The 21,868-nt window shown below is 63.9% G+C and carries 22 protein-coding genes; 16 read left to right on the top strand and 6 right to left on the bottom strand.

Features of this window, described 5'->3' with window-relative positions:
- Window positions 1-82: 82 nt before the first annotated feature.
- Entirely contained in the window at window positions 83-1,477 is a 1,395-nt protein-coding gene (gene argH / locus PMI38_RS23000) for an argininosuccinate lyase (protein ID WP_008099466.1), read from the bottom strand.
- Window positions 1,478-1,786: 309 nt separating this feature from the next.
- On the opposite strand from argH, the gene PMI38_RS22995 reads away from it, so the two are divergent.
- From PMI38_RS22995 to PMI38_RS22965, 7 genes are all read left to right on the top strand, one after another.
- Window positions 1,787-2,530 carry a LytR/AlgR family response regulator transcription factor gene (locus PMI38_RS22995; RefSeq protein WP_008099465.1) on the top strand — a complete coding sequence of 248 codons (744 nt, stop codon included), beginning with the start codon at window positions 1,787-1,789 and terminating at the stop codon, window positions 2,528-2,530.
- Window positions 2,531-2,727: 197 nt separating this feature from the next.
- Window positions 2,728-3,669, top strand: coding sequence for a hydroxymethylbilane synthase (gene hemC / locus PMI38_RS22990; protein ID WP_008099463.1), 942 nt, complete (start codon window positions 2,728-2,730; stop codon window positions 3,667-3,669).
- Window positions 3,666-4,433: a uroporphyrinogen-III synthase gene (locus PMI38_RS27625; RefSeq protein ID WP_008099461.1), complete on the top strand. Its 768-nt coding sequence runs from the start codon at window positions 3,666-3,668 to the stop codon at window positions 4,431-4,433. Before hemC ends, PMI38_RS27625 begins: the two co-directional genes overlap by 4 nt.
- A gap of 45 nt (window positions 4,434-4,478) precedes the next feature.
- Window positions 4,479-5,579 (top strand): uroporphyrinogen-III C-methyltransferase, encoded by a 1,101-nt coding sequence (locus PMI38_RS27620; protein WP_008099459.1) that lies wholly within the window; start codon window positions 4,479-4,481, stop codon window positions 5,577-5,579.
- Window positions 5,576-6,814 (top strand): heme biosynthesis protein HemY, encoded by a 1,239-nt coding sequence (locus PMI38_RS22975; protein ID WP_008099456.1) that lies wholly within the window; start codon window positions 5,576-5,578, stop codon window positions 6,812-6,814. The genes PMI38_RS27620 and PMI38_RS22975 overlap by 4 nt, the downstream gene beginning before the upstream one ends.
- Window positions 6,815-7,036: 222 nt before the next feature.
- Window positions 7,037-7,540: a disulfide bond formation protein B gene (locus tag PMI38_RS22970; protein ID WP_008099454.1), complete on the top strand. Its 504-nt coding sequence runs from the start codon at window positions 7,037-7,039 to the stop codon at window positions 7,538-7,540.
- A gap of 231 nt (window positions 7,541-7,771) precedes the next feature.
- The gene (locus PMI38_RS22965; protein ID WP_008099451.1) at window positions 7,772-8,242 is read left to right on the top strand and encodes an Rsd/AlgQ family anti-sigma factor; all 471 of its coding nucleotides are present in this window, start codon (window positions 7,772-7,774) and stop codon (window positions 8,240-8,242) included.
- An 8-nt stretch (window positions 8,243-8,250) separates the two neighbouring features.
- On the opposite strand, the gene PMI38_RS22960 is transcribed toward PMI38_RS22965, so the two are convergent.
- A complete protein-coding gene (locus tag PMI38_RS22960) occupies window positions 8,251-8,916 on the bottom strand; it encodes an FKBP-type peptidyl-prolyl cis-trans isomerase (RefSeq protein WP_008099450.1) in 666 nt (221 codons plus the stop codon).
- A gap of 223 nt (window positions 8,917-9,139) precedes the next feature.
- Here PMI38_RS22960 and PMI38_RS22955 point away from each other — a divergent pair, with 223 nt between their 5' ends.
- Complete coding sequence (locus PMI38_RS22955; RefSeq protein ID WP_008099447.1) at window positions 9,140-10,198, top strand: AlgP family protein; 1,059 nt, start codon at window positions 9,140-9,142, stop codon at window positions 10,196-10,198.
- On the opposite strand, the gene PMI38_RS22950 is transcribed toward PMI38_RS22955, so the two are convergent.
- Window positions 10,174-10,656, bottom strand: a complete 483-nt coding sequence (locus tag PMI38_RS22950) for a TIGR02444 family protein (RefSeq protein WP_008099445.1) — start codon at window positions 10,654-10,656, stop codon at window positions 10,174-10,176. The genes PMI38_RS22955 and PMI38_RS22950 overlap by 25 nt on opposite strands.
- A gap of 50 nt (window positions 10,657-10,706) precedes the next feature.
- On the opposite strand from PMI38_RS22950, the gene PMI38_RS22945 reads away from it, so the two are divergent.
- Together PMI38_RS22945 and PMI38_RS22940 are read left to right on the top strand one after the other, a co-directional pair.
- Window positions 10,707-12,617: an ATP-binding cassette domain-containing protein gene (locus tag PMI38_RS22945; RefSeq protein ID WP_008099443.1), complete on the top strand. Its 1,911-nt coding sequence runs from the start codon at window positions 10,707-10,709 to the stop codon at window positions 12,615-12,617.
- 203 nt (window positions 12,618-12,820) lie between these two features.
- Window positions 12,821-13,453, top strand: coding sequence for a LysE family transporter (locus tag PMI38_RS22940; RefSeq protein ID WP_008099441.1), 633 nt, complete (start codon window positions 12,821-12,823; stop codon window positions 13,451-13,453).
- Window positions 13,454-13,483: 30 nt separating this feature from the next.
- On the opposite strand, the gene PMI38_RS22935 is transcribed toward PMI38_RS22940, so the two are convergent.
- Both PMI38_RS22935 and PMI38_RS22930 read right to left on the bottom strand, forming a co-directional pair.
- Entirely contained in the window at window positions 13,484-14,236 is a 753-nt protein-coding gene (locus tag PMI38_RS22935; protein ID WP_043274085.1) for a slipin family protein, read from the bottom strand.
- Between the two features lie 2 nt (window positions 14,237-14,238).
- Window positions 14,239-15,585, bottom strand: a complete 1,347-nt coding sequence (locus tag PMI38_RS22930; protein WP_008099437.1) for an NfeD family protein — start codon at window positions 15,583-15,585, stop codon at window positions 14,239-14,241.
- 97 nt (window positions 15,586-15,682) lie between these two features.
- On the opposite strand from PMI38_RS22930, the gene PMI38_RS22925 reads away from it, so the two are divergent.
- The 3 genes from PMI38_RS22925 (at window position 15,683) to PMI38_RS22915 (ending at window position 17,157) form a co-directional block, all read left to right on the top strand.
- Window positions 15,683-16,141, top strand: a complete 459-nt coding sequence (locus PMI38_RS22925; protein WP_008099435.1) for an aminoacyl-tRNA deacylase — start codon at window positions 15,683-15,685, stop codon at window positions 16,139-16,141.
- A 62-nt stretch (window positions 16,142-16,203) separates the two neighbouring features.
- Window positions 16,204-16,446, top strand: a complete 243-nt coding sequence (locus tag PMI38_RS22920) for a DUF2789 domain-containing protein (protein ID WP_008099433.1) — start codon at window positions 16,204-16,206, stop codon at window positions 16,444-16,446.
- Window positions 16,447-16,518: 72 nt separating this feature from the next.
- Complete coding sequence (locus PMI38_RS22915) at window positions 16,519-17,157, top strand: hypothetical protein (protein ID WP_008099428.1); 639 nt, start codon at window positions 16,519-16,521, stop codon at window positions 17,155-17,157.
- A 6-nt stretch (window positions 17,158-17,163) separates the two neighbouring features.
- Here PMI38_RS22915 and PMI38_RS22910 read toward each other — a convergent pair whose 3' ends face one another.
- Window positions 17,164-17,601: a CBS domain-containing protein gene (locus tag PMI38_RS22910; protein ID WP_008099426.1), complete on the bottom strand. Its 438-nt coding sequence runs from the start codon at window positions 17,599-17,601 to the stop codon at window positions 17,164-17,166.
- Window positions 17,602-17,850: 249 nt separating this feature from the next.
- Between PMI38_RS22910 and PMI38_RS22905 the strand changes: the two genes are divergently transcribed.
- From PMI38_RS22905 to PMI38_RS22895, 3 genes are read left to right on the top strand one after another with little or no spacing between them, the layout of a single operon-like run.
- Complete coding sequence (locus PMI38_RS22905) at window positions 17,851-19,398, top strand: OmpA family protein (RefSeq protein WP_008099425.1); 1,548 nt, start codon at window positions 17,851-17,853, stop codon at window positions 19,396-19,398.
- A gap of 21 nt (window positions 19,399-19,419) precedes the next feature.
- Window positions 19,420-21,015, top strand: coding sequence for a hypothetical protein (locus tag PMI38_RS22900; protein WP_008099423.1), 1,596 nt, complete (start codon window positions 19,420-19,422; stop codon window positions 21,013-21,015).
- Window positions 21,012-21,845: a hypothetical protein gene (locus tag PMI38_RS22895; protein WP_008099421.1), complete on the top strand. Its 834-nt coding sequence runs from the start codon at window positions 21,012-21,014 to the stop codon at window positions 21,843-21,845. Before PMI38_RS22900 ends, PMI38_RS22895 begins: the two co-directional genes overlap by 4 nt.
- The last annotated feature ends 23 nt before the right edge of the window (window positions 21,846-21,868 follow it).

Raw genomic sequence — 21,868 nt, 5'->3', positions numbered from 1 at the left:
AAGCCGGCTCCCACAAGGTCCGGCGCGGTCCCTGTGGGAGCCGGCTTGCCGGCGATCGAGGGCAAAGCCCTCGCATTGGCCCTTAGCGCGAAGCCAGCAAAGCCTTGCCGCGCACGACAGCTGCACGCACCTGCGCCGGCGCCGTACCACCAATGTGGTCACGCGCATTCACCGAGCCTTCCAGCGTCAGCACGGCGAACACGTCCTGCTCGATCTGGTCGCTGAACTGGCGCAATTCTTCCAGGCTCATCTCTGCCAGGTCCTTGCCGGTATCGACGCCATACTTCACCGCATGACCGACGATTTCGTGGCAGTCGCGGAACGGCAGGCCACGGCGTACCAGGTAGTCGGCAAGGTCGGTAGCGGTGGAGAAGCCGCGCAGGGCCGCTTCGCGCATGATCGCATGGCGCGGTTTGATCGCCGGGATCATGTCGGCAAAGGCACGCAGCGAATCGCGCAGGGTGTCGGCGGCGTCGAACAGCGGCTCCTTGTCTTCCTGGTTGTCCTTGTTGTAGGCCAGCGGCTGGCCCTTCATCAAGGTCAGCAGGCCGGTCAGGGCGCCGAACACACGGCCGCTCTTGCCACGCACCAGTTCAGGGACGTCCGGGTTCTTCTTCTGCGGCATGATCGAGCTGCCGGTGCAGAAACGATCGGGCAGGTCGACGAACTGGAACTGCGCGCTGGTCCACAGCACCAGCTCTTCGGAGAAGCGCGACAGGTGCATCATCGCCACGCTGGCAGCTGCGCAGAATTCGATGGCGAAGTCACGGTCCGAGACGCCGTCCAGCGAGTTGCCGGCCACGGCTTCGAAGCCCAGCAGCTTGCAGGTCAGTTCACGGTCGATCGGGTAGGTGGTGCCGGCCAGCGCGGCGCTGCCCAGGGGCATGCGGTTGGCGCGCTTGCGGCAGTCGACCAGGCGCTCGTAGTCGCGGCTGAGCATTTCGAACCAGGCCAGCAGGTGGTGGCCGAAGGTGACCGGCTGTGCAGTCTGCAGGTGAGTGAAGCCCGGCATGATGGTGTCGGCTTCACGTTCGGCCTGCTCCAGCAGGCCCTGCTGCAGGCGGGTGATCTCGGCCAGGATCAGGTCGATTTCGTCACGCAGCCACAGGCGAATGTCGGTGGCCACCTGGTCGTTGCGGCTACGGCCGGTGTGCAGCTTCTTGCCGGTGATGCCGATACGGTCGGTGAGGCGGGCCTCGATGTTCATGTGCACATCTTCGAGGTCCACGCGCCAGTCGAAGTTGCCGGCCTCGATCTCGCCCTGGATGGTCTTCAGGCCGTCGATGATGGTGTCGCGTTCGGCATCGCTGAGCACGCCGACCTGCGCCAACATGGTGGCGTGGGCGATCGAACCCATGATGTCGTGGCGGTACAGGCGCTTGTCGAAATCGACCGAAGCGGTGAAGCGGGCGACGAAGGCGTCGACGGGTTCACTGAAGCGGCCGCCCCAGGACTGATTGGTCTTGTCGGTGCTCATGGATTCACTCGTTGAAGGCGTGAACGAAAAAGTGCCGCCGATAATAGCAGGGTTGGGCGTGCCGCCGAAGGACGCCGGTCGAGAGAAATCTGCGGGAAACCAGGGTAAAGGTGGGCGAAGCGGATATTCACCGATTGAACGGCAGTGTTCCACGGACCGTCTACAGTTGGACAAAGGACTGGCGGTGAATCTGCCGGCTCAGTGAATCTTTGGCCTTCGCACTGGTCTAGAGCGTGACCGCAGTGTCGCTCGACCTGCATCTGTCTACGCTATACCTGTGCGAGACTCACTCAGGAATCCAGAGCAATTATGAATGTCCTGATCGTTGATGATGAACCCCTGGCCCGTGAACGCCTGACGCGGCTCTTCGGGGAACTGGAGGGGTACACCGTGCTGGAGCCCAGCGCCACCAACGGCGAGGAGGCCCTGGCCCTGATCGAAAGCCACAAGCCCGATGTGGTCCTGCTGGATATCGGCATGCCGGGCCTGGATGGCCTGCAGGTCGCCGCTCGCCTGTGCGAGCGCGAGGCACCCCCGTCGGTGGTGTTCTGTACCGGTGACGATGAATACGGTGCCGAGGCGTTCAAGGACAGTACCCTCAGCCATGTGACCAAGCCGATCCAGCCCCAGGCCCTGCGCGAAGCGTTGCGCAAGGCAGAGAAGCCCAACCGTACCCAGCTGGCGGCGTTGACCCGGCCAGGCAGTGAAGGCGGGGGGCCGCGCAGCCATATCAGTGCGCGTACGCGCAAGGGCATCGAGCTGATCCCTTTGCCGCAGGTCATCTATTTCATTGCCGACCACAAGTACGTGACGTTGCGTCACGAAGCCGGAGAGGTGCTGCTCGATGAGCCGCTCAAGGCTCTGGAGGACGAGTTCGGCGAGCGATTCGTGCGTATCCACCGCAACGCCCTGGTCGCCCGCGAGCGCATCGAACGCCTGCAGCGAACGCCGCTTGGGCATTTCCAGCTGTTCCTCAAAGGCCTGGACGGTGACGCCCTGACCGTCAGCCGACGGCACGTGGCTGGCGTGCGCAAGATGATGCAGACGCTCTAGGTCTGCGCAATGGCCCTATCGTCGGCAAGCCGGCTCCCACAGCTACAGTGCAACGTTCAGGAATTGTGCTGACCCTGTAGGAGCCGGCTTGCCGGCGATGAGGCCGTTTCAGGTTGAACAGGATCCTGATCCACATCTGCTAGCGATGCCGGTGGAGCTGTTATCATCGACAGCATTCCTAAGCATCGGGGCGTTCCATGTCCACTCGCGAAATCCGCATTGCCACCCGTAAAAGTGCCTTGGCCCTGTGGCAGGCCGAATACGTCAAAGCCCGCCTCGAGCAGGCGCACCCCGGCCTGCTGGTCACCCTGGTGCCCATGGTCAGTCGTGGCGACAAGCTGCTCGATGCGCCGCTGGCGAAAATCGGTGGCAAGGGCCTGTTCGTCAAGGAACTGGAAACCGCCTTGCTCGAAAACGAAGCCGACATCGCCGTGCACTCGATGAAGGACGTGCCCATGGACTTCCCCGAAGGCCTGGGCCTGTACTGCATCTGCGAGCGCGAAGACCCGCGTGACGCCTTCGTGTCCAACCACTTCGCCAGCCTCGATGCCCTGCCGGCAGGCAGCATCGTCGGCACCTCCAGCCTGCGCCGCCAGGCCCAGTTGCTGGCGCGCCGGCCTGACCTGAAAATCCATTTCCTGCGTGGCAACGTCAACACCCGCCTGGCCAAGCTCGATGCCGGCGAGTACGACGCGATCATCCTCGCCGCTGCCGGCCTGATTCGTCTCGGCTTCGAACAGCGCATCACCGCCACCATCAGTGTCGACGACAGCCTGCCGGCTGGCGGCCAGGGCGCGGTGGGTATCGAATGCCGCAGCGCGGATAGCGAGATTCATGCCTTGCTGGCGCCACTGCACCATGCCGATACCGCCGACCGAGTGGTGGCCGAGCGCGCCTTGAACAAGCGTCTGAACGGCGGCTGCCAGGTGCCCATCGCCTGCTATGCAGTGCTGGAAGGCGAGCAACTGTGGCTGCGTGGCCTTGTCGGCCAACCCAGCGGTGGCACCCTGCTGGTGGCCGACGCCCGCGCCCCGCGCAGTAACGCCGAAGCCTTGGGTATGCAGGTTGCCGAAGACCTGCTGAGCCAGGGCGCTGAAGCCATTCTGAAGGAAGTCTACGGCGAGGCCGGGCACCCGTGAGCCCCTGGCGCCTCCTGCTGACGCGGCCTGCCGATGACTGTGCAACCCTGGCCCAGAGCCTGGCAGCCGCTGGCGTGGCCAGCAGTTGTCTGCCCTTGCTGGCGATAGAGCCGGTCGAGCTGGAGGATGCGCAGCGCCAGAAGCTGGCCGCACTGGCCAGCTATCAGGCGCTGATCGTGGTCAGCAAGCCGGCCGCCAGGCTGCTCCTCGAACGCGTCGCGCAAGACGGCCTGCAGCCCCCGCCAAAAGGCTGGTTCACCGTTGGCGAAGCCACGGCGGCGGTGCTCCATGACGCGGGCTTGCAAGTGGCCTTCCCCAGGCAGGGCGACGACAGCGAGGCCTTGCTTGCACTTCCGGCCCTGCGAGAGGCCATGGCGGTTGCAACTGTGCGCGTGCTGATCGTTCGCGGTGTGGGAGGTCGCGAACTGCTGGCCGAGCGTCTTGCAGAGCAAGGTGCTAGTGTCGATTATCTGGAACTGTATCGTCGCTGCCTGCCGGAGTACCCGGCGGGCACATTGCTGCGCCGCATCGAAGCGGAACGCCTCAATGGCCTGGTGGTCAGCAGTGGGCAGGGTCTTGAACACTTGCAGCAGCTGGCCGCCGCCGATTGGCCGCGGGTGGCGCGCCTGCCGTTGTTCGTGCCAAGCCCGCGCGTCGCCGAGCAGGCACGGGCCGCCGGGGCGCAACAGGTGGTGGATTGCCGTGGTGCCAGTGCCACGGCCTTGCTGGCAGCCGTGCAGCGCAGCGCTGCACCTGCCTCTTAAGGCGCTAAGCTCAGAGCGGAGTGCCCCCATGCAAAGGATGGATACGTGAGCGAAACTGTCTTGTCGAACAATGATCAGCCGTCGGCCCAGGAGCCGACGCAACCGGTTACCACTCCATCCGCCAAACGCTCTGGCAGCGGCCTGGCCCTGCTGGCGTTACTGGTGGGCGCTGCCGGGGTTGCGGTGGGCGGTTGGGGCGTCTGGCAGGTGCGGCAGCTGCAAGGCAGTGAAGTGAACCAGGGCCAGCATCTGGAGGCGTTGAACCAGCGCGCTGCCGCGCTGCAGCAGCGCGAGCAGCAGATCAGCGCCCAGTTGGCCAGCCTGCCGGCCGCCAGCGAGCTGGAAGACCGCCGCCGCCTGGTGGCGCAACTGCAGGGCGACCAGCAACGCCTCAGCCAGCGCCTGGAAACCGTACTGGGCGAGAGCCGCAAGGAATGGCGTCTGGCCGAGGCCGAGCACCTGTTGCGCCTGGCCACCCTGCGCCTCTCGGCGTTGCAGGACATCACCAGTGCCAAGGCGCTGGTCGAAGGTGCCGACGAGATCCTTCGCGAGCAGAGCGACCCTGGCGCCTTCGCCGCCCGCGAGCAACTGGCGCGCAGCCTGGCGACGCTCAACAGCACCCAGCAACCGGACCGCACCGGCCTGTTCCTCAAGTTGGCCGCCCAGCGCGACCTGGTGCAGCAACTCAGCGCCCAGTCGCCGGAGTTCGACAGCAATGCCGATGCGCTCGGCGCCCTGACCGCCGATGGCGATGGGGCCAGCCGGCTGTCGCAGTGGTGGGCCGAGATCTCCAAGTACTTCCAGATCGATTTCGACGCCGACGAGAATGTGCGGCCGCTGCTTGCCGGGCAGTCGCTCAACCAGCTACGCCTGGCCCTGAGCCTGACCATCGAACAAGCCCAGTGGGCAGCGCTGAACGGCGAGGCCAAGGTCTACACCCAGGCCCTGGATGACGCGCGCAGCGTGCTGCTGGCCAACTTCAACGCCGACAACCCGCAGAGCAAGGCCATGCTCGACAGCCTCAACGCGCTGGCCGATCAGCCTGTCTCGGTGGTGACCCCTGACTTGAGCGAGAGCCTGGCAGCGGTACAGGCCTACATTCAGCGCCGCCACCTGCCCGCCGAAAACGAAGGGGGCAAGCCATGAAGCGTGTCTACCTGCTGGCGGTGCTGGCGATCGTGATCGCTGCGGCGCTGGGCATCGCGGTGGCCAAGCACAGTGGCTACGTGCTGATTTCCTATGGTGGCTTCCGCTACCAGTCCGGGCTGTGGGCCGCGCTCGCCGCGCTGGTCGCCATCGTCGCGCTGGTGTGGCTGCTGCGTTACCTGGTGGGCCTGGTACTGACCTCCAGTGGTGTGGTCAACCCGTGGTCGCGGCGCAACCGTAGCCGACGCGTGCGCATTGCCATCGAACAGGGCCAGCTGGACCTCGCCGAGGGCCGCTGGGCCAGCGCGCAGCGCCACCTGCACCGTGCCGCCGAGGCTGAGCGCCAACCGCTGCTGTACTACCTCGGTGCAGCGCGCGCGGCCAATGAACAGGGCCGCGCACAAGACAGCGACAGCCTGCTCGAGCGCGCCCTGGAGCGGCAGCCCCAGGCCGAACTGGCCATTGCCCTGACCCACGCACAGTTGCAGATGGACCGTGGCGAAAGCGATGGCGCCCTGGAAACCCTGCTGGCCATGCAAGAGCGACATCCGCAGAACAATCAGGTGCTGCGCCTGCTGCAGCGCCTGTACCTGGAACGTGGCGACTGGTCGGCCTTGATTCGTCTGTTGCCTGACCTGCGCAAGCACAAGGTGCTCCCGGTCAACGAGCTTGCCGCGTTGGAGCAGCGTGCCTGGGGCCAGAACCTGAACCTGGCGGCCACCCGTGGCGAGGATTCGCAGAGCGCTCGCCAGTCACTGGAGCGTGCTTGGCAGCAATTGACCTCGGCGCAGCGCCAGGAGCCGCAGCTGGTACTGGCTTATGCCGAGCAGTTGCGTCAGGTGGGTGCCCAGGGCGAGGCCGAGCAGGTACTGCGTAGCGCACTCAAGCGTGACTACGAGAGCCATCTGGCGCGCCTGTATGGTTTGGTGCGCGGCGATGACCCGGCGCGTCAGTTGCAGACGGCCGAAGCCTGGCTCAAGGACCACCCGGAGGATCCGAGCCTGCTGCTCACGCTCGGTCGCCTGAGCTTGCAGAATCGTCTGTGGGGCAAGGCCCGCGATTACCTGGAAAGCAGCCTGCGCATGGAGCGCAATCCGGAAACCTGTGCCGAGCTTGCCAGGTTGCTGGCCGGACTGGGCGAGACCGAGCGTAGCAACCAGCTGTTCCAGGAAGGGCTGGGCCTGCTCGATGAGCGCCTGCTGGCATTGCCATTGCCAGAGGGCATGCGCGCATGACCGACCCCTGGGCCCGCGCTGAGGCGCGGGCCCAGGGTGCAGGTAATTTCCCTAGCGCATCAGGTTACATCTCCATCAGCATTCCAAAGAATTCGCCTACAGCTCAGTTGGAAATTTCCCCCTTCGCTCAGTGACTTCTCGCCGCTGTCTTGCCTTGAAACAAAGCGCGTCTTTCCTCTACCGTTTCAAGCCACTTCATTCACCACCGGACCTCCATCATCCATGTCGGCCCGTCTGCGCACGTTTTTTCTTCCCGCCTGCCTGGCCTCGTTGGCTGTGCTAGTTGCGTCCTTCTACCTGGAAGTGACCCTCGGGCTGATGCCTTGCCCGCTGTGTTTCAGCCAGCGTGTGCTGCTGGGCATGTATGCCGCGATCTGCCTGTGCGCCGCTGTGCATGCGCCCGGCTCGGTGGGCGTTCGGCGATATGCATGGGCAGCGCTGGCCAGTTCGTGCCTGGGGGCGCTACTGGCGGCGCGGCATGTCTGGTTACAGGGGGCCGACCCTGCCAGCCATGCTTGCCCATCTTCGGCCTGTCCTGTGTTCGAACAGCCCTGGCGCGAAGTGGCCCGGCAGTTGCTGCTGGGTGGCCCGGACTGCAGCTCCCTGACCTGGAGCTTTCTTGAGCTCACTTTGCCCGAGTGGAGCCTGCTGACGTTCGTGCTGCTGGCGACGCTGCCCGTGGTCTTCTTGCTGGCGTATCGTTTCCGCACCCTTGGCAAAACTTGACCCAGCGCAAGGCCTTGGCGCTAGCGCGACCAGTGGTGCTGCGCAGGGGTATTAAACGCTTGTATGAACTTTGTCTGCTGCGTACCTTGATGGTCAGCACGCGCGGGAATAATCTCCCAGCACGCATACTGAAAACACAACTGCTCGATGCCGTCCTGCTGATGTCACCTTTGTGCTGCATGGTCGTGGTGCGAGGTGCAGCGGCATCTACCCAGAAGGGAAGAGATCGCCATGCTCGATAGTTGTCAGAACGCCCAGGAACGCTGGGGTGGGGTTCACAAGCTGATCGACCGCTGGCTCAAGGAACGAGAGGAGCTGGTTCAGGCTTTCCGCGCCTTGCGCGATGCCAAGCCGGCTTTTGCAGACAAGGACAAGAACCGCGATTTTTGTGCGGTGTTGGTCGATTACGTGTCGGCCTGGCATTTCGAAGTCAGCGAGCAACTGGTCACCGAGGCCAAGGCATTCGGTGACGAGAAGGCCTTGAAACTGGCTGAAGAAATCAACCCAAGGATCAACGACATCACCCAGATCGCATTGGCCTTCAATGACCACTGCGAGAAGGGCGAGTGCACGGATACCGAACGCTTCGCCGAGAAACTGGGCAAGCTCGGCAGCCTGCTGCACGAGCGCTTCGAGCTGGAAGACTGCCTGATCGAGGTGCTGCACACCGCGCACAAGGAAGAGGGCGTGGTCCAGGCCTGAGGCCTGTATCAGTCGCCGACCGCCAGCAGCTCGATTTCGAAAACCAGCGGTGTGTAGGGCGCGATCAGGTCACCTGCGCCCTCGGCACCGTAGGCTTGGGCAGAAGGGATCACCAGGCGCCATTTCGAGCCCACTTTCATCTGCGGCAACGCCACCTGCCAGCCTTCGATCACCGAGTCCAGGCTGAACCATTGCGGCTGCTGGTTCTGGTCGAATACCGAGCCGTCCGGCAGCCTGCCGACATAGCGCACCTGCACCTTGCCGTTGGCTTTTGGCTGTGCGCCATTGCCGCTGCTCAGCTCACTGTAAAGCACACCTTCTGGCAGCTCATGCACGCCGGCACGTGCGCGTTCATTGGCCATGAAGCGCGTTTCGATCGCTTGCAGCTGCGTCACTTCGGCCTGCTCGGCTGCGTTGCCCGCCTGCGCTTCATGCTGCTGCAGAATCGCTTGCATGCGTGCCTTGTCGAGTTTCAGTGGCTGGTTCTGATAGGACTGGCGCAGGCCTTCGACCAATGCCTCCAGCTGCAGCCCAGGGACCTCCTGGCGCAGGCGTTCGCCCAGGCTGGCGCCAAGGCTGTAGGCAAGGTCAGGGTCGCCGTTGGGGGCAGCATCGGGGGTGGCCAGGGCGAAGGGCGCCACCAGGCACAGGCCTAATACAAGATAACGAGGCATGCTCAACTCCAGCTCAATGAGCGATGAAGTATGCCAGTCTCGTTGGGCAGCAATGCGTAAATATCAGCAGCGATTTGTTAAGCAACTACACTTGCACGGAGCTGCAAGATAACAACTTTGCCCAGGCATGCAACGCGGCGCGAGTGATACTGTCACATGCCCTAGCGGCAGTAGCAGCAGAAGCATAGTATGAGCCGCAAACTCGTCAGCCAGGAGGTAAACCATGTCGGCTAAAAAGAAGCCAGTAAGTACGCCGTTACACCTGCTCCAACAACTTTCGGGCAGCCTGCTCGAACATTTGGAAGATGCCTGCTCGCAAGCGCTGGCTGATGCGGAAAAACTGCTGGCCAAGTTGGAAAAGCAACGCGTCAAGGCCCAGGAGAAACTGCATAACGGTCGCCTGAAGTTGCAGGACGCGGCCAAGGCAGGCAAAGCCAAGGCACAGGGCAAGGCGCAGAAAGCCATCGGTGAACTTGAAGGGCTGCTCGATGCGCTCAAGGACCGCCAGACGCAAACCCGTACTTATATTCAGCAACTCAAGCGCGATGCTCAGGAAAGCCTGAAACTGGCCCAGGGTGTTGGCAAGGTGCGCGAAGCGGCTGGCAAGGCACTGGACCAGCGCGCGGTCGCGGCCAAATCGGCTAAACCTGCAGCTGCCAAGGCACCTGCGAAAGCGGCAGCCAAACCTGCGGCCAAGGTGGCTGCAAAACCCGCTGCCAAGGCACCGGCCAAGGCACCTGCTCGGGCTGCCGCCGCCAAGGCTCCAGCTCGAACCGCAGCTGCCAAGCCAGCTGCCGCCAAGGCTCCAGCTCGCACTGCAGCTGCCAAGGCACCGGCCAAAGCTGCTGCGGCTAAACCTGCTGCCAAGCCGGCCGCCGCCAAAGCCGCTCCGGCCAAAGCTGCTGCCGCTAAACCCGCCGCCAAGCCAGCCGCAGCCAAGACCGCTGCCGCCAAGCCGTCTGCAAAACCTGCAGCGGCCAAGCCAGCTGCGAAGCCGGCCGCCAAGTCTGCTGCTGCTAAAGCCCCTGCCAAGCCGGCCGCCGCCAAACCGGCCGCCAAGCCAGCAGCCAAGCCCGCTGCCAGGACTGCAGCCAAGCCAGCAGCCAAGCCCGCTGCCCGGACCGCAGCCAAACCAGCCGCCAAGCCGGTTGTGAGCAAGCCGGCCGAAGCCAAACCGGCTACTTCGACCGCCCCTGCACCGGTGACCAACTCGGCGGCTGCTCCGGCAGCACCTTCGGCACCCGCCAGCACCTCGACTCAGGCGCCTTCGTCGGCCTCCTGAAGCCCTGCGGCCGCGACGCGCAACTGTTCCAGCGCGTCGTGGCCACGGGCCTGGTCGGGTGCTAGCCAGACCAGCCAGTCGCCCGTGCTCGCGTGCGCGTCTGCGGGCCATTGCTGGGCGCACGCCTGCAGGCGCTCCAGCAACGTCCTCTCTGCTTGTAGTTCCAGCCCTTTCACTCGCTCTCTCAGCGCTGCCAGTTGCGGGTCGTGCTGCGCTGGCGTTCGCCATGCCTGGCGCAGGCTGCGCAGAGGCGTCACCACCTCCCGCTGCCAAGGTTCTGCGAGCGCGCGCAATGCGGCTGCGTGCGCAGGGCTTGGCGCGACGCCACGCGCCTGCAACCAGGTCGCACACAGCAGCAGGCAGACATCGCCATCCAATGCCTGCAGGTGCAAACAGGCCGCTTCGACACCGGGCCGTGCATACAGGGCCAAGGCGTGATTCCACAGGTCGGTGTACATGATTCCACTCACGCTACGGGCCGAGGAAGCTGGTAGACTCCGCGACCATCATGATCAGACTATCCAACCTCACTTTACAGCGTGGTCCGCAGCGCTTGCTAGAAGGCGCCGAGATGACCCTGCACACCGGTCACAAGGCCGGCCTGATCGGCGCCAACGGTGCCGGTAAATCCAGCCTGTTCGCCTTGCTGCGCGGCGAGCTGTCGCCCGATGGCGGCGACTGCCAGCTGCCCGCTGACTGGCGCATCGCCCACATGCGCCAGGAGGTCGATACCCTCGATCGCCTGGCCGTGGACTATGTGCTCGACGGCGATGCGCGCCTGCGCAAGGTCCAGGCCGAGCTTGCCGTGGCCGAGCAGGCCCACGACGGCACCGCGCTGGCGCGCCTGCACAGTGAGCTGGAAAGCGCCGACGGCTACACCGCCGATGCGCGTGCGCGCAAGCTGCTGGCGGGCCTTGGCTTTACCAATGAGCAGATGGACCGCCAGGTCGGCGACTTCTCCGGTGGCTGGCGGATGCGCCTGAACCTGGCCCAGGCATTGATGTGCCCGTCCGACCTGTTGCTGCTCGACGAACCGACCAACCACCTGGACCTCGATGCCATCCTGTGGCTCGAAGACTGGCTCAAGGGCTACCCCGGCACACTGTTGCTGATCTCCCACGACCGCGACTTCCTCGATGCTGTGGTCGACCATGTGCTGCATGTCGAGCAGCGCAAACTCAACCTGTACAAAGGCGGCTACAGCGCCTTCGAGCGCACCCGCGCCGAGCGCCTGGCGCAGCAGCAGCAAGCCTACGAGAAGCAGCAGGCCCAGCGCGCGCACATGGAAAAGTACATTGCCCGCTTCAAGGCCCAGGCCACCAAGGCCCGCCAGGCGCAGAGCCGGATCAAGGCCCTTGAACGCATGGAGGAGCTGTCGGCGGCACATGTCGATTCGCCGTTCGACTTCGTCTTCCGAGAGTCGGCGAAGATTTCCAGCCCGCTGCTGAGCCTCTCCGAAGGCCGCCTCGGCTATGGCGACAAGGCGATCCTCGACAAGGTCAAACTGCAGCTGGTGCCGGGTGCGCGGATCGGCCTGCTGGGCCCTAACGGCGCCGGCAAGTCGACCCTGATCAAGAACCTCGCCGGCGAGCTCGAGCCGCAGTCGGGCCGCCTGGTGCGTGGCGAGAACCTTGCCGTTGGCTACTTCGCCCAGCACCAGCTCGACTCGCTGGACGACAAGGCCAGCCCGCTGCTGCACCTGCAGCGCATTGCCCCGACAGAGCGCGAGCAGACCTTGCGCGACTTCCTCGGTGGCTTCGACTTCCACGGTGATCGCGTCGACGAGCCGGTGGTGAATTTCTCAGGTGGTGAGAAGGCCCGGCTGGCTCTGGCACTGATCGCCTGGGAGCGGCCTAACCTGTTGCTGCTCGACGAACCGACCAACCACCTGGACCTGGAAATGCGCCTGGCGCTGACCATGGCGTTGCAGGAGTTTTCCGGTGCAGTGGTGGTGGTTTCCCACGACCGTCATCTGCTCAAGAGCACCACCGACGAGTTCCTGCTGGTGGCCGACGGCAAGGTCGACACCTTCGATGGCGACCTGGACGACTACAGCCGCTGGCTGGTCGAATTCCGTCAGCGCAGTGCACCGTCGAGCAACGCTCCGGTCAACCCGGACAAGACCGACAAGAAGGCCCAGCGTCAGGCCGCTGCAGCCTTGCGTCAGCAGCTGGCGCCGCACAAGAAGGTCGCCGACAAGCTGGAGACCGAGCTCAACCAGGTGCATGCGCAGTTGGCCGAGATCGAGACGGCGTTGGGTGACAGTGGATTGTATGAGGCGGCGCGCAAGGATGAACTGCGTGACCTGCTGGCGCGGCAGACCAAGCTCAAACAGCGTGAAGGCGAGCTTGAAGAGGGGTGGATGGAAGCCCTGGAAACTCTGGAGAGCATGCAGGCTGAGCTGGAAGCGCTTTCCTGATACGTTGATGTCGTCGGTACTGGCCCTTTCGCGGGACAAGCCCGCTCCCACAGGTTCACCGCTGTACTCAAAAACAGCAGCGTACTTGTGGGAGCGGGCTTGTCCCGCGAAGAGGCCGGCAAAGACAGACAAAATTTCGCTGGTCATTTTTTCACCAACCGCTTAGCTTAACGTTTTGCAACATATGTAGAGCGAGGTGTGTGATGTCGATGGAAGTGTGGTTGGGCTTCTTTGCCGCGTGCTGGGTGATCAGCCTATCACCGGGCGCCGGGGCGATTGCCTCGATGTCCAGCGGCCTGCAGTACGGTTTCTGGCGCGGTTACTGGAACGCGCTAGGCCTGCAGCTGGGCCTGATCGTACAGATCGCCATCATTGCCGCCGGCGTCGGCGCCATCCTCGCAGCCTCCGCCACCGCCTTCCAGATCATCAAGTGGTTCGGTGTCGCCTACCTGATCTACCTGGCCTACAAGCAATGGCGTGCGTTGCCGATGGACATGACCGAAGACTCGGCCGTGCGTCCAATCGGCAAGCCCCTGAGCCTGGTGTTCCGCGGTTTCCTGGTCAACGTCAGCAACCCCAAGGCGCTGGTGTTCATGCTCGCGGTGCTGCCGCAGTTCCTCAACCCGCATGCACCGCTGTTGCCGCAGTACGTGGCGATCACGATCACCATGGTCACCGTCGATATGCTGGTGATGGCGGGTTACACCGGGCTGGCGGCTCGGGTTCTGCGCATGCTGCGCACGCCCAAGCAGCAGAAGCGCCTGAACCGCACGTTTGCCGGGTTGTTCATCGGTGCAGCTACTTTCCTGGCGACTTTGCGCCGCGCGCCGGTCTGAGCGATTGTTGGGGCCTCGTAGAGGCCCCAGCTATTTCGGCCTCTCCACCATCCCCTTGAGCAAGTCCAGCGGCATCGGAAACACGATGGTCGAGCTCTTGTCCCCGGCAATCGACCCCAGTGTCTGCATGTACCGCAACTGCATGGCACCCGGCTCCCGGCTCAGCATCTGCGCCGCCTGCATCAGTTTCTCCGAAGCCTGCAGCTCCCCTTCGGCATGAATCACCTTGGCCCGCCGCTCGCGTTCCGCCTCGGCCTGGCGGGCGATGGCGCGGACCATCGATTCGTTGAGGTCGACATGCTTGATCTCGACATTGGCCACCTTGATGCCCCAGGCATCGGTCTGGGCGTCCAGCACCTGGCGGATGTCCAGGTTGAGCTGTTCGCGCTCGGCCAGCAGCTCGTCCAGTTCGTGCTTGCCGAGCACCGCGCGCAGGGTGGTTTGCGCCAGCTGGCTGGTGGCGACCAGGAAGTCCTCGACCTGGATGATCGCCTTCTGCGGGTCGAGCACGCGAAAGTACAGCACGGCGTTGACCTTGACCGAGACGTTGTCGCGGGTGATCACATCCTGCGGCGGCACATCCAGCACCACGGTGCGCAGATCGACCCGCACCATCTGCTGGATCACCGGAATCAGCAGGATCAATCCCGGCCCCTTGACCTGCCAGAAGCGCCCCAGCTGGAACACCACGCCGCGCTCGTATTCGCGCAGGATGCGAAACGCCGAGAGCAGCAGCATCGCCAGCACGATCAGCACGGCGCCAAAACCCAATTGCATGAACATCGTCATTCCCCTTGCGCCGCTGCGGCGGCGCTCACTTCCAGCATGACCCCATGGCGTGCCGTGACCCGCACGTGCTGGCCAGTTTGCAGGGGCGTCGCGCAATGGACTTGCCACTGTTCCCCCTGGGCCTGCACCGAGCCGCAGAAGGGGTCTTCGGCTGTCACCTGGGTGACGGTGACCAGGCTGCCGACCAGGCCGGCATCGCCACTGACCAGTGCCCGCTGACGCGCTTTCATGGCCATGCCCAGCACGCCGCCGATCAACAGCGCCGAGAGCACGGCCAGGGTGGCGATCAGCGCCAGCGGGATGCCGAAGCCGGGCGCATCGGTGTCGACCAGGATCAGTGCACCGACCACGAAGGCCACGATGCCGCCGAAACCGACCACGCCGAAACTGGGCAGGAACGCTTCGGCGATCATGAAGGCGATGCCGAGCAGAATGAGTGCCACGCCGGCGAAACTCACCGGCAACAACTGCAGGGCATACAACGCCAGCAGCAGGCAGATGCCACCGACTACGCCACCGACCGCCGAGCCTGGGTTCATGAATTCGAACAGCAGGCCGTATACGCCGATCATGATCAGGATCAGCGCCACGCTGGGGTTGGTAATGACTGCCAGCAGGCGCGTGCGCCAGTCCGGCAAGTGCTCGACGAGGGTGGCATCGCGGGTTTGCAACGCGTGCGATTGACCGGCGGCCACGAGGGTCTTGCCGTCGAGCTGGCGCATCAGGTCGGGCAGGTCGTCGGCCACCTGATCGATCACCTTCAGGCGCAGCGCTTCACTGGCCGGCAGGCTGACCGCCTCGCGCACGGCCTGTTCCGCCCAGTCGGCATTGCGCCCCCGCAGCTGGGCCAGGCCACGGATATAGGCAGCGGCATCGTTGACCTGTTTTCGGGCGAGAGTTTGCTCATCCTCGCTCGGTTTGGCCTTGTCGTCCTTTGGCGTGCCAGGTGGTCCACCGATCTGCACCGGCGTAGCGGCTCCGAGGTTGGTCCCGGGGGCCATGGCCGCCACGTGGCTGGCATACAGGATGTAGGTGCCGGCGCTGGCCGCGCGGGCGCCGCTGGGGGCGACGAAGGTGGCCACCGGGACCGGGCTTGCGAGGATCGCCTTGATCATCTGGCGCATGGCGCTGTCCAGCCCGCCCGGCGTGTCCAGGCGGATGACCACCAGCTGCGCGCCCTGGTCCTTGGCCTGATCCAGGCTGCGAACCAGGTAATCGGCGCTGGCCGGGCCGATGGCGTCGTCGATGCTCAGCACCCAGACCGTGCCGGGCGCCGCAAAGCTGCTCGGCGCACAACCAAGTAGCAGCAACAGCATCAACCAGCGGCAACAGCGAGCGAGCACCTGTCGTCACCTCGTGGGTTTCTATCATTGAAGTTTAGTCGTGGCTGCCGGGGTACGGCCTAAACTTGAACATTGGGGGCGAAACCGGAGGTGCATCATGCGTATGGCCAAGACCTTGCAGCAGCGCCTGGACCAGGCCAACTGCGACTACGACATCATTCCCCACCCACACTCGGCCACCAGCCTCGAATCGGCGCGCACGGCCGGGGTACCCGCAGAGCGGGTCGCCAAGTCGGTCATGCTCGACGACCGTCATGGCAACTACATCATGGCCGTGCTACCGGCCAACCGGCACCTGGACATGAGCAAGGTGCGCATGTCCGGCGCCTGGCAACTGACCCGCGAAAGCGGCCTGCCGAACCTGTTCGGCGATTGCGAGCGCGGCGCCATTCCGGCAATGGGTGACGCCTACCAGATAAAGATGCTGCTCGATTCGAGTCTTACCCGCCAGGGCGATGTCTACCTGGAGGCGGGTGATCACGATCACCTGATCCACATGAGCATGGAGCAGTACCTGAAACTGGTACCGCAAGCCGAAGTACGCGAGCTGTGCTGATGTGCACAAACCAATGCCGGGTTGGCGTCGTGGACGGCCTGCCCGGCACATGAGGAGGAACAATGGACGCACCGACCCATCACTTCGCCGAACTGTTCAAGCAACTGGGCCTGCCCGACGATCCGCAGAGCATCGACCAGTTCATCACCAGCCATTCACCGCTGAAAAACGAAATCAAGCTGGTGGATGCGCCGTTCTGGAACGACGCCCAGCGGGATTTTCTGAAGGACAGCATCATTGAAGATTCCGATTGGGCAGTGCCCTTCGATCAACTCAACGAGGCATTACGCCGCCCGCGAAAATAAAGCGCCGAGCGGCACCTGATGAGTGATTTGGCCGTTGCTATGCTCAGGAAAAACAAGAAGGGGATACGCGCTATGAAAGATCCCTACGCACCAGGTTTCTGGTGCTCCGTGACGATCCTGGGCACCCTGACGGGCGGTTATTTCTACGGTATCCGCCACACCCAGCAGATGACCCAGGCCGTGCAGTTCCTCTACGCCGCGGCCGCGGTCACCGCGGCGGTCGCGCTGATGGGGCTGACGTGGATTGCCTGGCAGCAGTTGCACCTGAACAAACGTGAAGTGAGGCAGGGGCGAACGCTGCTGACCATCTGGAACACCAAGGTCGCCCTACGCCGCGTCGAGACGGTGTTCGACCGCTATTTCTGGGGCAGCTACTGGCATTCCGGGCGCACCTTCGAGGAGGTGATGGGCGAGCTCAAGGGCACGCCCCTGGAGCAGAGCCTGGATGCGTTGAAACGCCAATGCCGAGCGCTCGACCGCGAGATCCACGACCACCACCACCATTGGCTGGCCAATGCCCGCGACCTCTCCAGCGTGGCCACGGCCATGGCGCGCGAGCGTTACCAGCTCGACCTGTGCGAACCGTCGAGCACCGGCCATGGCAATACGGCGGTGCTCAACCGCGACCTGGAAGTGCTGGTGTACACCTGGTCGGCGCGCCTGCGCAGCTTCGACCATCAGCTGGACGAGCTGGAGCGCGCTTACCACTAGCGGGGGTCATTCGCCGCGAATGTACTGCTCCAGCTGCTGGATCAGGCTGGCCTGTTCCTTGATGGTTTCCTTGACCAGGTCGCCAATCGAGAGCAGGCCCAGCAATTCGCCATGGTTGACCACCGGCAGGTGACGCAGGTGACGGTCGGTCATCAGGTTCATGCAGTATTCAAGGTTCTGCCTGGGCTCCACCGTGACCACCGGCGCGCTCATGATCTCCCGCACTGGCGTGGCTGCCGAAGAGCGGCCCTTGAGCACCAGCTTGCGGGCGTAGTCACGCTCGCTGACGATTCCCACCACCTGGTTGTTCTCCACCACGGGGAGCGCACCGACGTTTTTCTCCGCCAGCAGTTTCAGGGCGTCGAGCACCGAGTCATCCGGGCCGATGGTGTACACGGTCTGGTGCTGGGACTTGGTCTTGAGGATTTCTTCGACGTTCTTCATACGGGCCTCTGCAGGTGGAAAAACCGAGCTCTCGGAGTAAATAAAGCATCCGGCACGCCGGCCTGCACGGCAATGCAGGAAACGGCATCGAGTCAATTGAAAAACGTCATGGGTGAACCGATTGCGTGCAACGCGCATTGGTAAAAAAGCGCTGTGATGAGGCGGCAATGCATACCCAGGTGGGGTAATAATCTGTGACAATGCATGTCAAGTTGCCATCATTCAGATCTTTTTCGGCAAGGAGCCGCCATGCAAAGCATGTTTCGCCTCACGGCGCTAAGCTGCGCCTTCATCACCGCTGCTGGTTGCAGTACTCAGCAGATGGACAGTATTTCCAAGAGCGTGAAAGACATTGGCAGGGACTACGGCATGCCAGTGCTGTGCGGTGTTGGGGTCGTGGCCGGTGGCGCTGCCGGTTACGCCCTCAAGGGCAAGGACGGAATCCTGCCTGGCGTTGCAGTCGGCGGCACGCTGGGTTGCGTCGTCGGTTATGTCTGGCAGTCCCGTCTGCAGGAGCTTGACCGCATCGCCAAGGAAGAGAACCTCAAGATCACCACCGAACAGTTGACGGTCGCTTCGGCCGCCGTGGTGACCGCAGTGCCTGAACAGGCCGGCCTGGTGACCCAGATCGAAGATACCGGCATGTTCGCCACCGGCTCCGACCAGCTGACCACCAGCGGCCAGCGCGCCGTGGCCAAGCTGGCGCAGATGTATGCCAAGCCTGCCGCCACTGACAAGCAGGCCGCAGCCAAGGAATCGCAGACGCGTCGCATGCTGATCGTCGGCCACAGTGATGCCGTGGGGAATGCCGAATTCAACCAGAAGCTCTCCGAGCGCCGCGCCAAGACCGTCGGCAAGGTCATGCTGCAGGCGGGGATTCCCGCCAGTGCAATCTACTACCAGGGGGCCGGGGCTTCGCGACCGATTGCCGATAACAGCGACCCGCTGTTGCGTGGCCAGAACCGCCGCGTGGAAATCGTCGAGCTGGCCAACGAACAGGCCCTGGTGATGCGGGCCCAGGCCGAAGCGGGCAACACGCGCTACCTGCACTATGGCACCTCGACCACGGCCAAGCCCAAGGCCAAGGCCACCAGCAGCGCCCAGGTACGCAGCAAGCCTGCGTCGACACCCACTCGGCAGGCGACTGCACAACCCGAAACGACCGTGGCCAGCCTTCCTGGCCGCTCCAGCCCCGCCAAGGCGGCGGCCTCTGCTCGCCCGCAAGTCGACTTCGCCGGCACGCCGGTGACCAGCTACCAGTGGACCATGGCGCAGAGCATCAAGCCGAAACAGAGCGGTTTCACCCTGGTCAGCAGCGCCTATGCCGCGCAGATGCCGATGTCCAGTTGCGAAGCCGACATGCCACGCAATGCCGGCGAAGTCCTGAGCATGGTCAACGACCAGCCCCTGGAGCGTCGCGCCACCAAGGACTACCTGCCGGGTTACAACAACCGGGTCTGGGCCAACCTGGTCAATGGCCACCTGGTGACGGTGTCGCCGGTATCGATTCTGCGCGAGAACGCCAGGGTCGACCGCCAGCCGATCCTTCAGCTGGTCGAAGACTACAAGCAGCCCACCGAGCACAAGCCACTGACCATGAAGGCCGTGGCCAACACCTACGAAGGCGAAAGCGAAGTGCTCTACCGGGTATTCACCCGCGACGGCCAGGCATCGATTTCCTGCATGGATATCGTGTTCAGCAAGGGCAACGCCGAGGTCAGCCAAGGCGCCTTGTTCTATGCCGCCGGCAATGACGCTTTCGTCGCACCCTACATGCCGATCCCGGCCAAAAAATAACCCCAGTCAAGGACGTCCTGAATGGAAGACTTTTCGCTCGCTGCACTTAAATCACTGGTTCTTGCCAATCAGTTGCTCTCGGCCGGCCTCGTTTCGCTGCTGGTCACTGCGCTGATCGTGCGCAACTACTGGGAAGAGGTGTCGTACTTCCTGATCCGTGTGTGGCACAGCTTTCCCTTGATCGGTACGGTGGCGCGCCTGTCGCGCAAGCGCTCCTCGGTCGACAGCGATGGCTGGATCAACCACGAAGTGACCTTGGCCAAGCCGTATTTTGGCCAGTACAAGAAGTACATGAAGGGCGCCAACAGCTACAACGCCTCCCTCGACTACCTGGCCAAGGCCGGTGAAGCGGGGCGCTCGCCGCGCCCGGCCTGGGTACTGGTGCTGGTGCTGATGCTGGTACTGATCGAAGCCATGGGTTTTGCCTACGTGCTGGCAGGCTGGATGAACATGGATGCCTCGACCAATGACCGCCACTGGCTGACCGCGGGTACCGCCATCCTGCTCGCCGTGGCCTCGGCGTTCTTCGCCGAAGCCGCCGGCCACACGCTGCACCACAACAGCCTGATCGCCCGGGCCCGCCACTGGTGGCAAGGCGAAGAGCCGTCCAAGCGCTCGCGTTCGCTGAAGGCCAACAAGGCGATCAACCTGGAGGACTCCTTCACCGACTCGGACAAGCCGGACTACGAGCAACTGCTGGCCCGGGTGAAGGACGTCAACTCCAACGTATCGCGCAAGTTCGTCTGGCTGATCGTCTGCGGCGTGTTCGTGGCGGCCATGGCCGTGGGTGCGTTCGTGGTGCGTTCGGCGACCCTGGACAGCATCGAGACCGAAATGGTCAACGGCATGCGCGCCGAGACGGCGGCGCAGAGCTCTAGCGTCGGTTCGCCTTTCGACCTGCCGGCAGAGTCCCAGGCCATCAACGACGAGGCTGACAACGCCACCCTCGACGACAAGATGCATGCGATCCGTCAGGCCAGCCTGACCACCTACATCATGCTGTCGCTGATCTACATCGCCATTCAGGGCATCAGCATCTGGCTCGCCAGCCGTTACTACTTCGCGGGCACTCACTCGTCGACCGCCTGGCGCCTGACCCACGAGTATGCCACTGCCGAGGAAATGCTCGACGCGATGGACCAGAAGCGCAACGCCATCGCCAGCCACGCCGACGACAAGCTGCGCCGTCTGCAGACCGCGTTGTCGAGCCGCGACCATACCGACGCTGCTGTGCTGCACGCGCTGGAAGGGGAGAACACCGCACATCGCAACTTCCTCGCCTACGTCGAGTACAAGGCCGGCAAGGTTTCGCCTCAGGCGGTCAAGCCCAAGCCTGCTGTCGAAGCGGCTGCACCAGCACCCGTACCGGCACCTGCGGCTCAACCCGTAGTGGCCGCCCCGATTGCGCCGCAGGCCCCCGTGGTCGAGCCGACCGCCGCGGCCGAAATCAAGGCTTCGGACTTCCACGATGTCACGGGCCTGCCGGAAGAAAGCCTGGCAGCCGCCAGCCGTGCGCTGAATGTCAGCGAGGCGCAACTGCGCGACGTGCGCGAGCAACAACAGGCGCTCAAGGCGCTTGGCCTGTTCCCGGCGAAAAAGGAGGGCATGCACTCATGAGGCTTGCCAAGGCCCTGATCCTTGCGCTGGCGCTGCCTTGTGCAGCGCTGGCCGCCGAACGCAACGACCTGCAGAGCTGCTACGCACGCAACGGCCTGGTCGACATCAAGCCGGCAGGCTCCGGTCGCGAGCTGGTGGTGATCATCGATCAGACCATCCCGATGCCTGAAGACCTGCAACGCAGCAGCTGGGGCCAGATCGACCGGTTCGTGCAGCCGGGCGACCGGGTCAGGCTGTATACCTTCTCGGCGTTCCTGCCGGGTGAGTATCAGCGGCTGGTGTATGCCGGCGAGCTGGACATGCCGTTGCAAGGCGATGTGCGCGACGATGTGAACATGCGCAAGCTGCGTGGCCTGGACCAGTGCCTGGCGACTCAGAAAAAAGCGTTCCAGTCCGGCTTTGGCGGTCTGTTCGTCAAGGGCCTGCGTGAGGCCCGCCAGGACATTCCCAAGAGCGAGATCATGAACACCCTGCGCCGGGTGGGTGAAGACATGAGCAAAGAGCAGGGGGTGAACGAGCGTGTGGTGTACCTGATTTCGGACATGCTGGAGCATTCCGACTACACCAGTTTCTACGCGGCCAACCAGATCAAGCAGCTCAATGTCGGCAACGAGCTCAAGCTTGCGCAGAGCAAGGGGCTGTACGCGGACCTGCAAGGCGCCAGGGTGTATGTGTCCGGCGCAGGCCTGGTTACCGATGCGGTGAAACATGCGTATCGATCCGGCAAGACCATGGATGCGCTGAACGACTTCTGGGCGCAGTACCTGAATGCGTCCAATGCGACGCTGGAAGGCTTTGGCACGCCGAGCCTGAGTACTGATCTGCGGTAAGCGTTGCGGCCCTATCGCCGGCA

The sequence above is a fragment of the Pseudomonas sp. GM84 genome (assembly GCF_000282535.1).
Taxonomy (GTDB): domain Bacteria; phylum Pseudomonadota; class Gammaproteobacteria; order Pseudomonadales; family Pseudomonadaceae; genus Aquipseudomonas.
This window is presented reverse-complemented; position numbering and strand designations above follow the sequence as displayed.

Excerpts from the sequence above, each read along its gene's own strand:
- hemC (WP_008099463.1), top strand. The coding sequence starts at position 2,728 with ATGTCCACTCGCGAAATCCGCATTGCCACCCGTAAAAGTGCCTTGGCC.
- PMI38_RS22915 (WP_008099428.1), top strand. The coding sequence starts at position 16,519 with ATGAAAGATCCCTACGCACCAGGTTTCTGGTGCTCCGTGACGATCCTG.
- PMI38_RS22995 (WP_008099465.1), top strand. The coding sequence starts at position 1,787 with ATGAATGTCCTGATCGTTGATGATGAACCCCTGGCCCGTGAACGCCTG.
- PMI38_RS22900 (WP_008099423.1), top strand. The coding sequence starts at position 19,420 with ATGGAAGACTTTTCGCTCGCTGCACTTAAATCACTGGTTCTTGCCAAT.
- PMI38_RS22895 (WP_008099421.1), top strand. The coding sequence starts at position 21,012 with ATGAGGCTTGCCAAGGCCCTGATCCTTGCGCTGGCGCTGCCTTGTGCA.
- PMI38_RS22955 (WP_008099447.1), top strand. The coding sequence starts at position 9,140 with ATGTCGGCTAAAAAGAAGCCAGTAAGTACGCCGTTACACCTGCTCCAA.
- PMI38_RS22910 (WP_008099426.1), bottom strand. The coding sequence starts at position 17,601 with ATGAAGAACGTCGAAGAAATCCTCAAGACCAAGTCCCAGCACCAGACC.
- argH (WP_008099466.1), bottom strand. The coding sequence starts at position 1,477 with ATGAGCACCGACAAGACCAATCAGTCCTGGGGCGGCCGCTTCAGTGAA.
- PMI38_RS22975 (WP_008099456.1), top strand. The coding sequence starts at position 5,576 with ATGAAGCGTGTCTACCTGCTGGCGGTGCTGGCGATCGTGATCGCTGCG.
- PMI38_RS22905 (WP_008099425.1), top strand. The coding sequence starts at position 17,851 with ATGCAAAGCATGTTTCGCCTCACGGCGCTAAGCTGCGCCTTCATCACC.
- PMI38_RS22935 (WP_043274085.1), bottom strand. The coding sequence starts at position 14,236 with ATGTTCATGCAATTGGGTTTTGGCGCCGTGCTGATCGTGCTGGCGATG.
- PMI38_RS22925 (WP_008099435.1), top strand. The coding sequence starts at position 15,683 with ATGCGTATGGCCAAGACCTTGCAGCAGCGCCTGGACCAGGCCAACTGC.
- PMI38_RS22970 (WP_008099454.1), top strand. The coding sequence starts at position 7,037 with ATGTCGGCCCGTCTGCGCACGTTTTTTCTTCCCGCCTGCCTGGCCTCG.
- PMI38_RS22920 (WP_008099433.1), top strand. The coding sequence starts at position 16,204 with ATGGACGCACCGACCCATCACTTCGCCGAACTGTTCAAGCAACTGGGC.
- PMI38_RS22945 (WP_008099443.1), top strand. The coding sequence starts at position 10,707 with ATGATCAGACTATCCAACCTCACTTTACAGCGTGGTCCGCAGCGCTTG.
- PMI38_RS22950 (WP_008099445.1), bottom strand. The coding sequence starts at position 10,656 with ATGTACACCGACCTGTGGAATCACGCCTTGGCCCTGTATGCACGGCCC.
- PMI38_RS22965 (WP_008099451.1), top strand. The coding sequence starts at position 7,772 with ATGCTCGATAGTTGTCAGAACGCCCAGGAACGCTGGGGTGGGGTTCAC.
- PMI38_RS22940 (WP_008099441.1), top strand. The coding sequence starts at position 12,821 with ATGTCGATGGAAGTGTGGTTGGGCTTCTTTGCCGCGTGCTGGGTGATC.
- PMI38_RS22960 (WP_008099450.1), bottom strand. The coding sequence starts at position 8,916 with ATGCCTCGTTATCTTGTATTAGGCCTGTGCCTGGTGGCGCCCTTCGCC.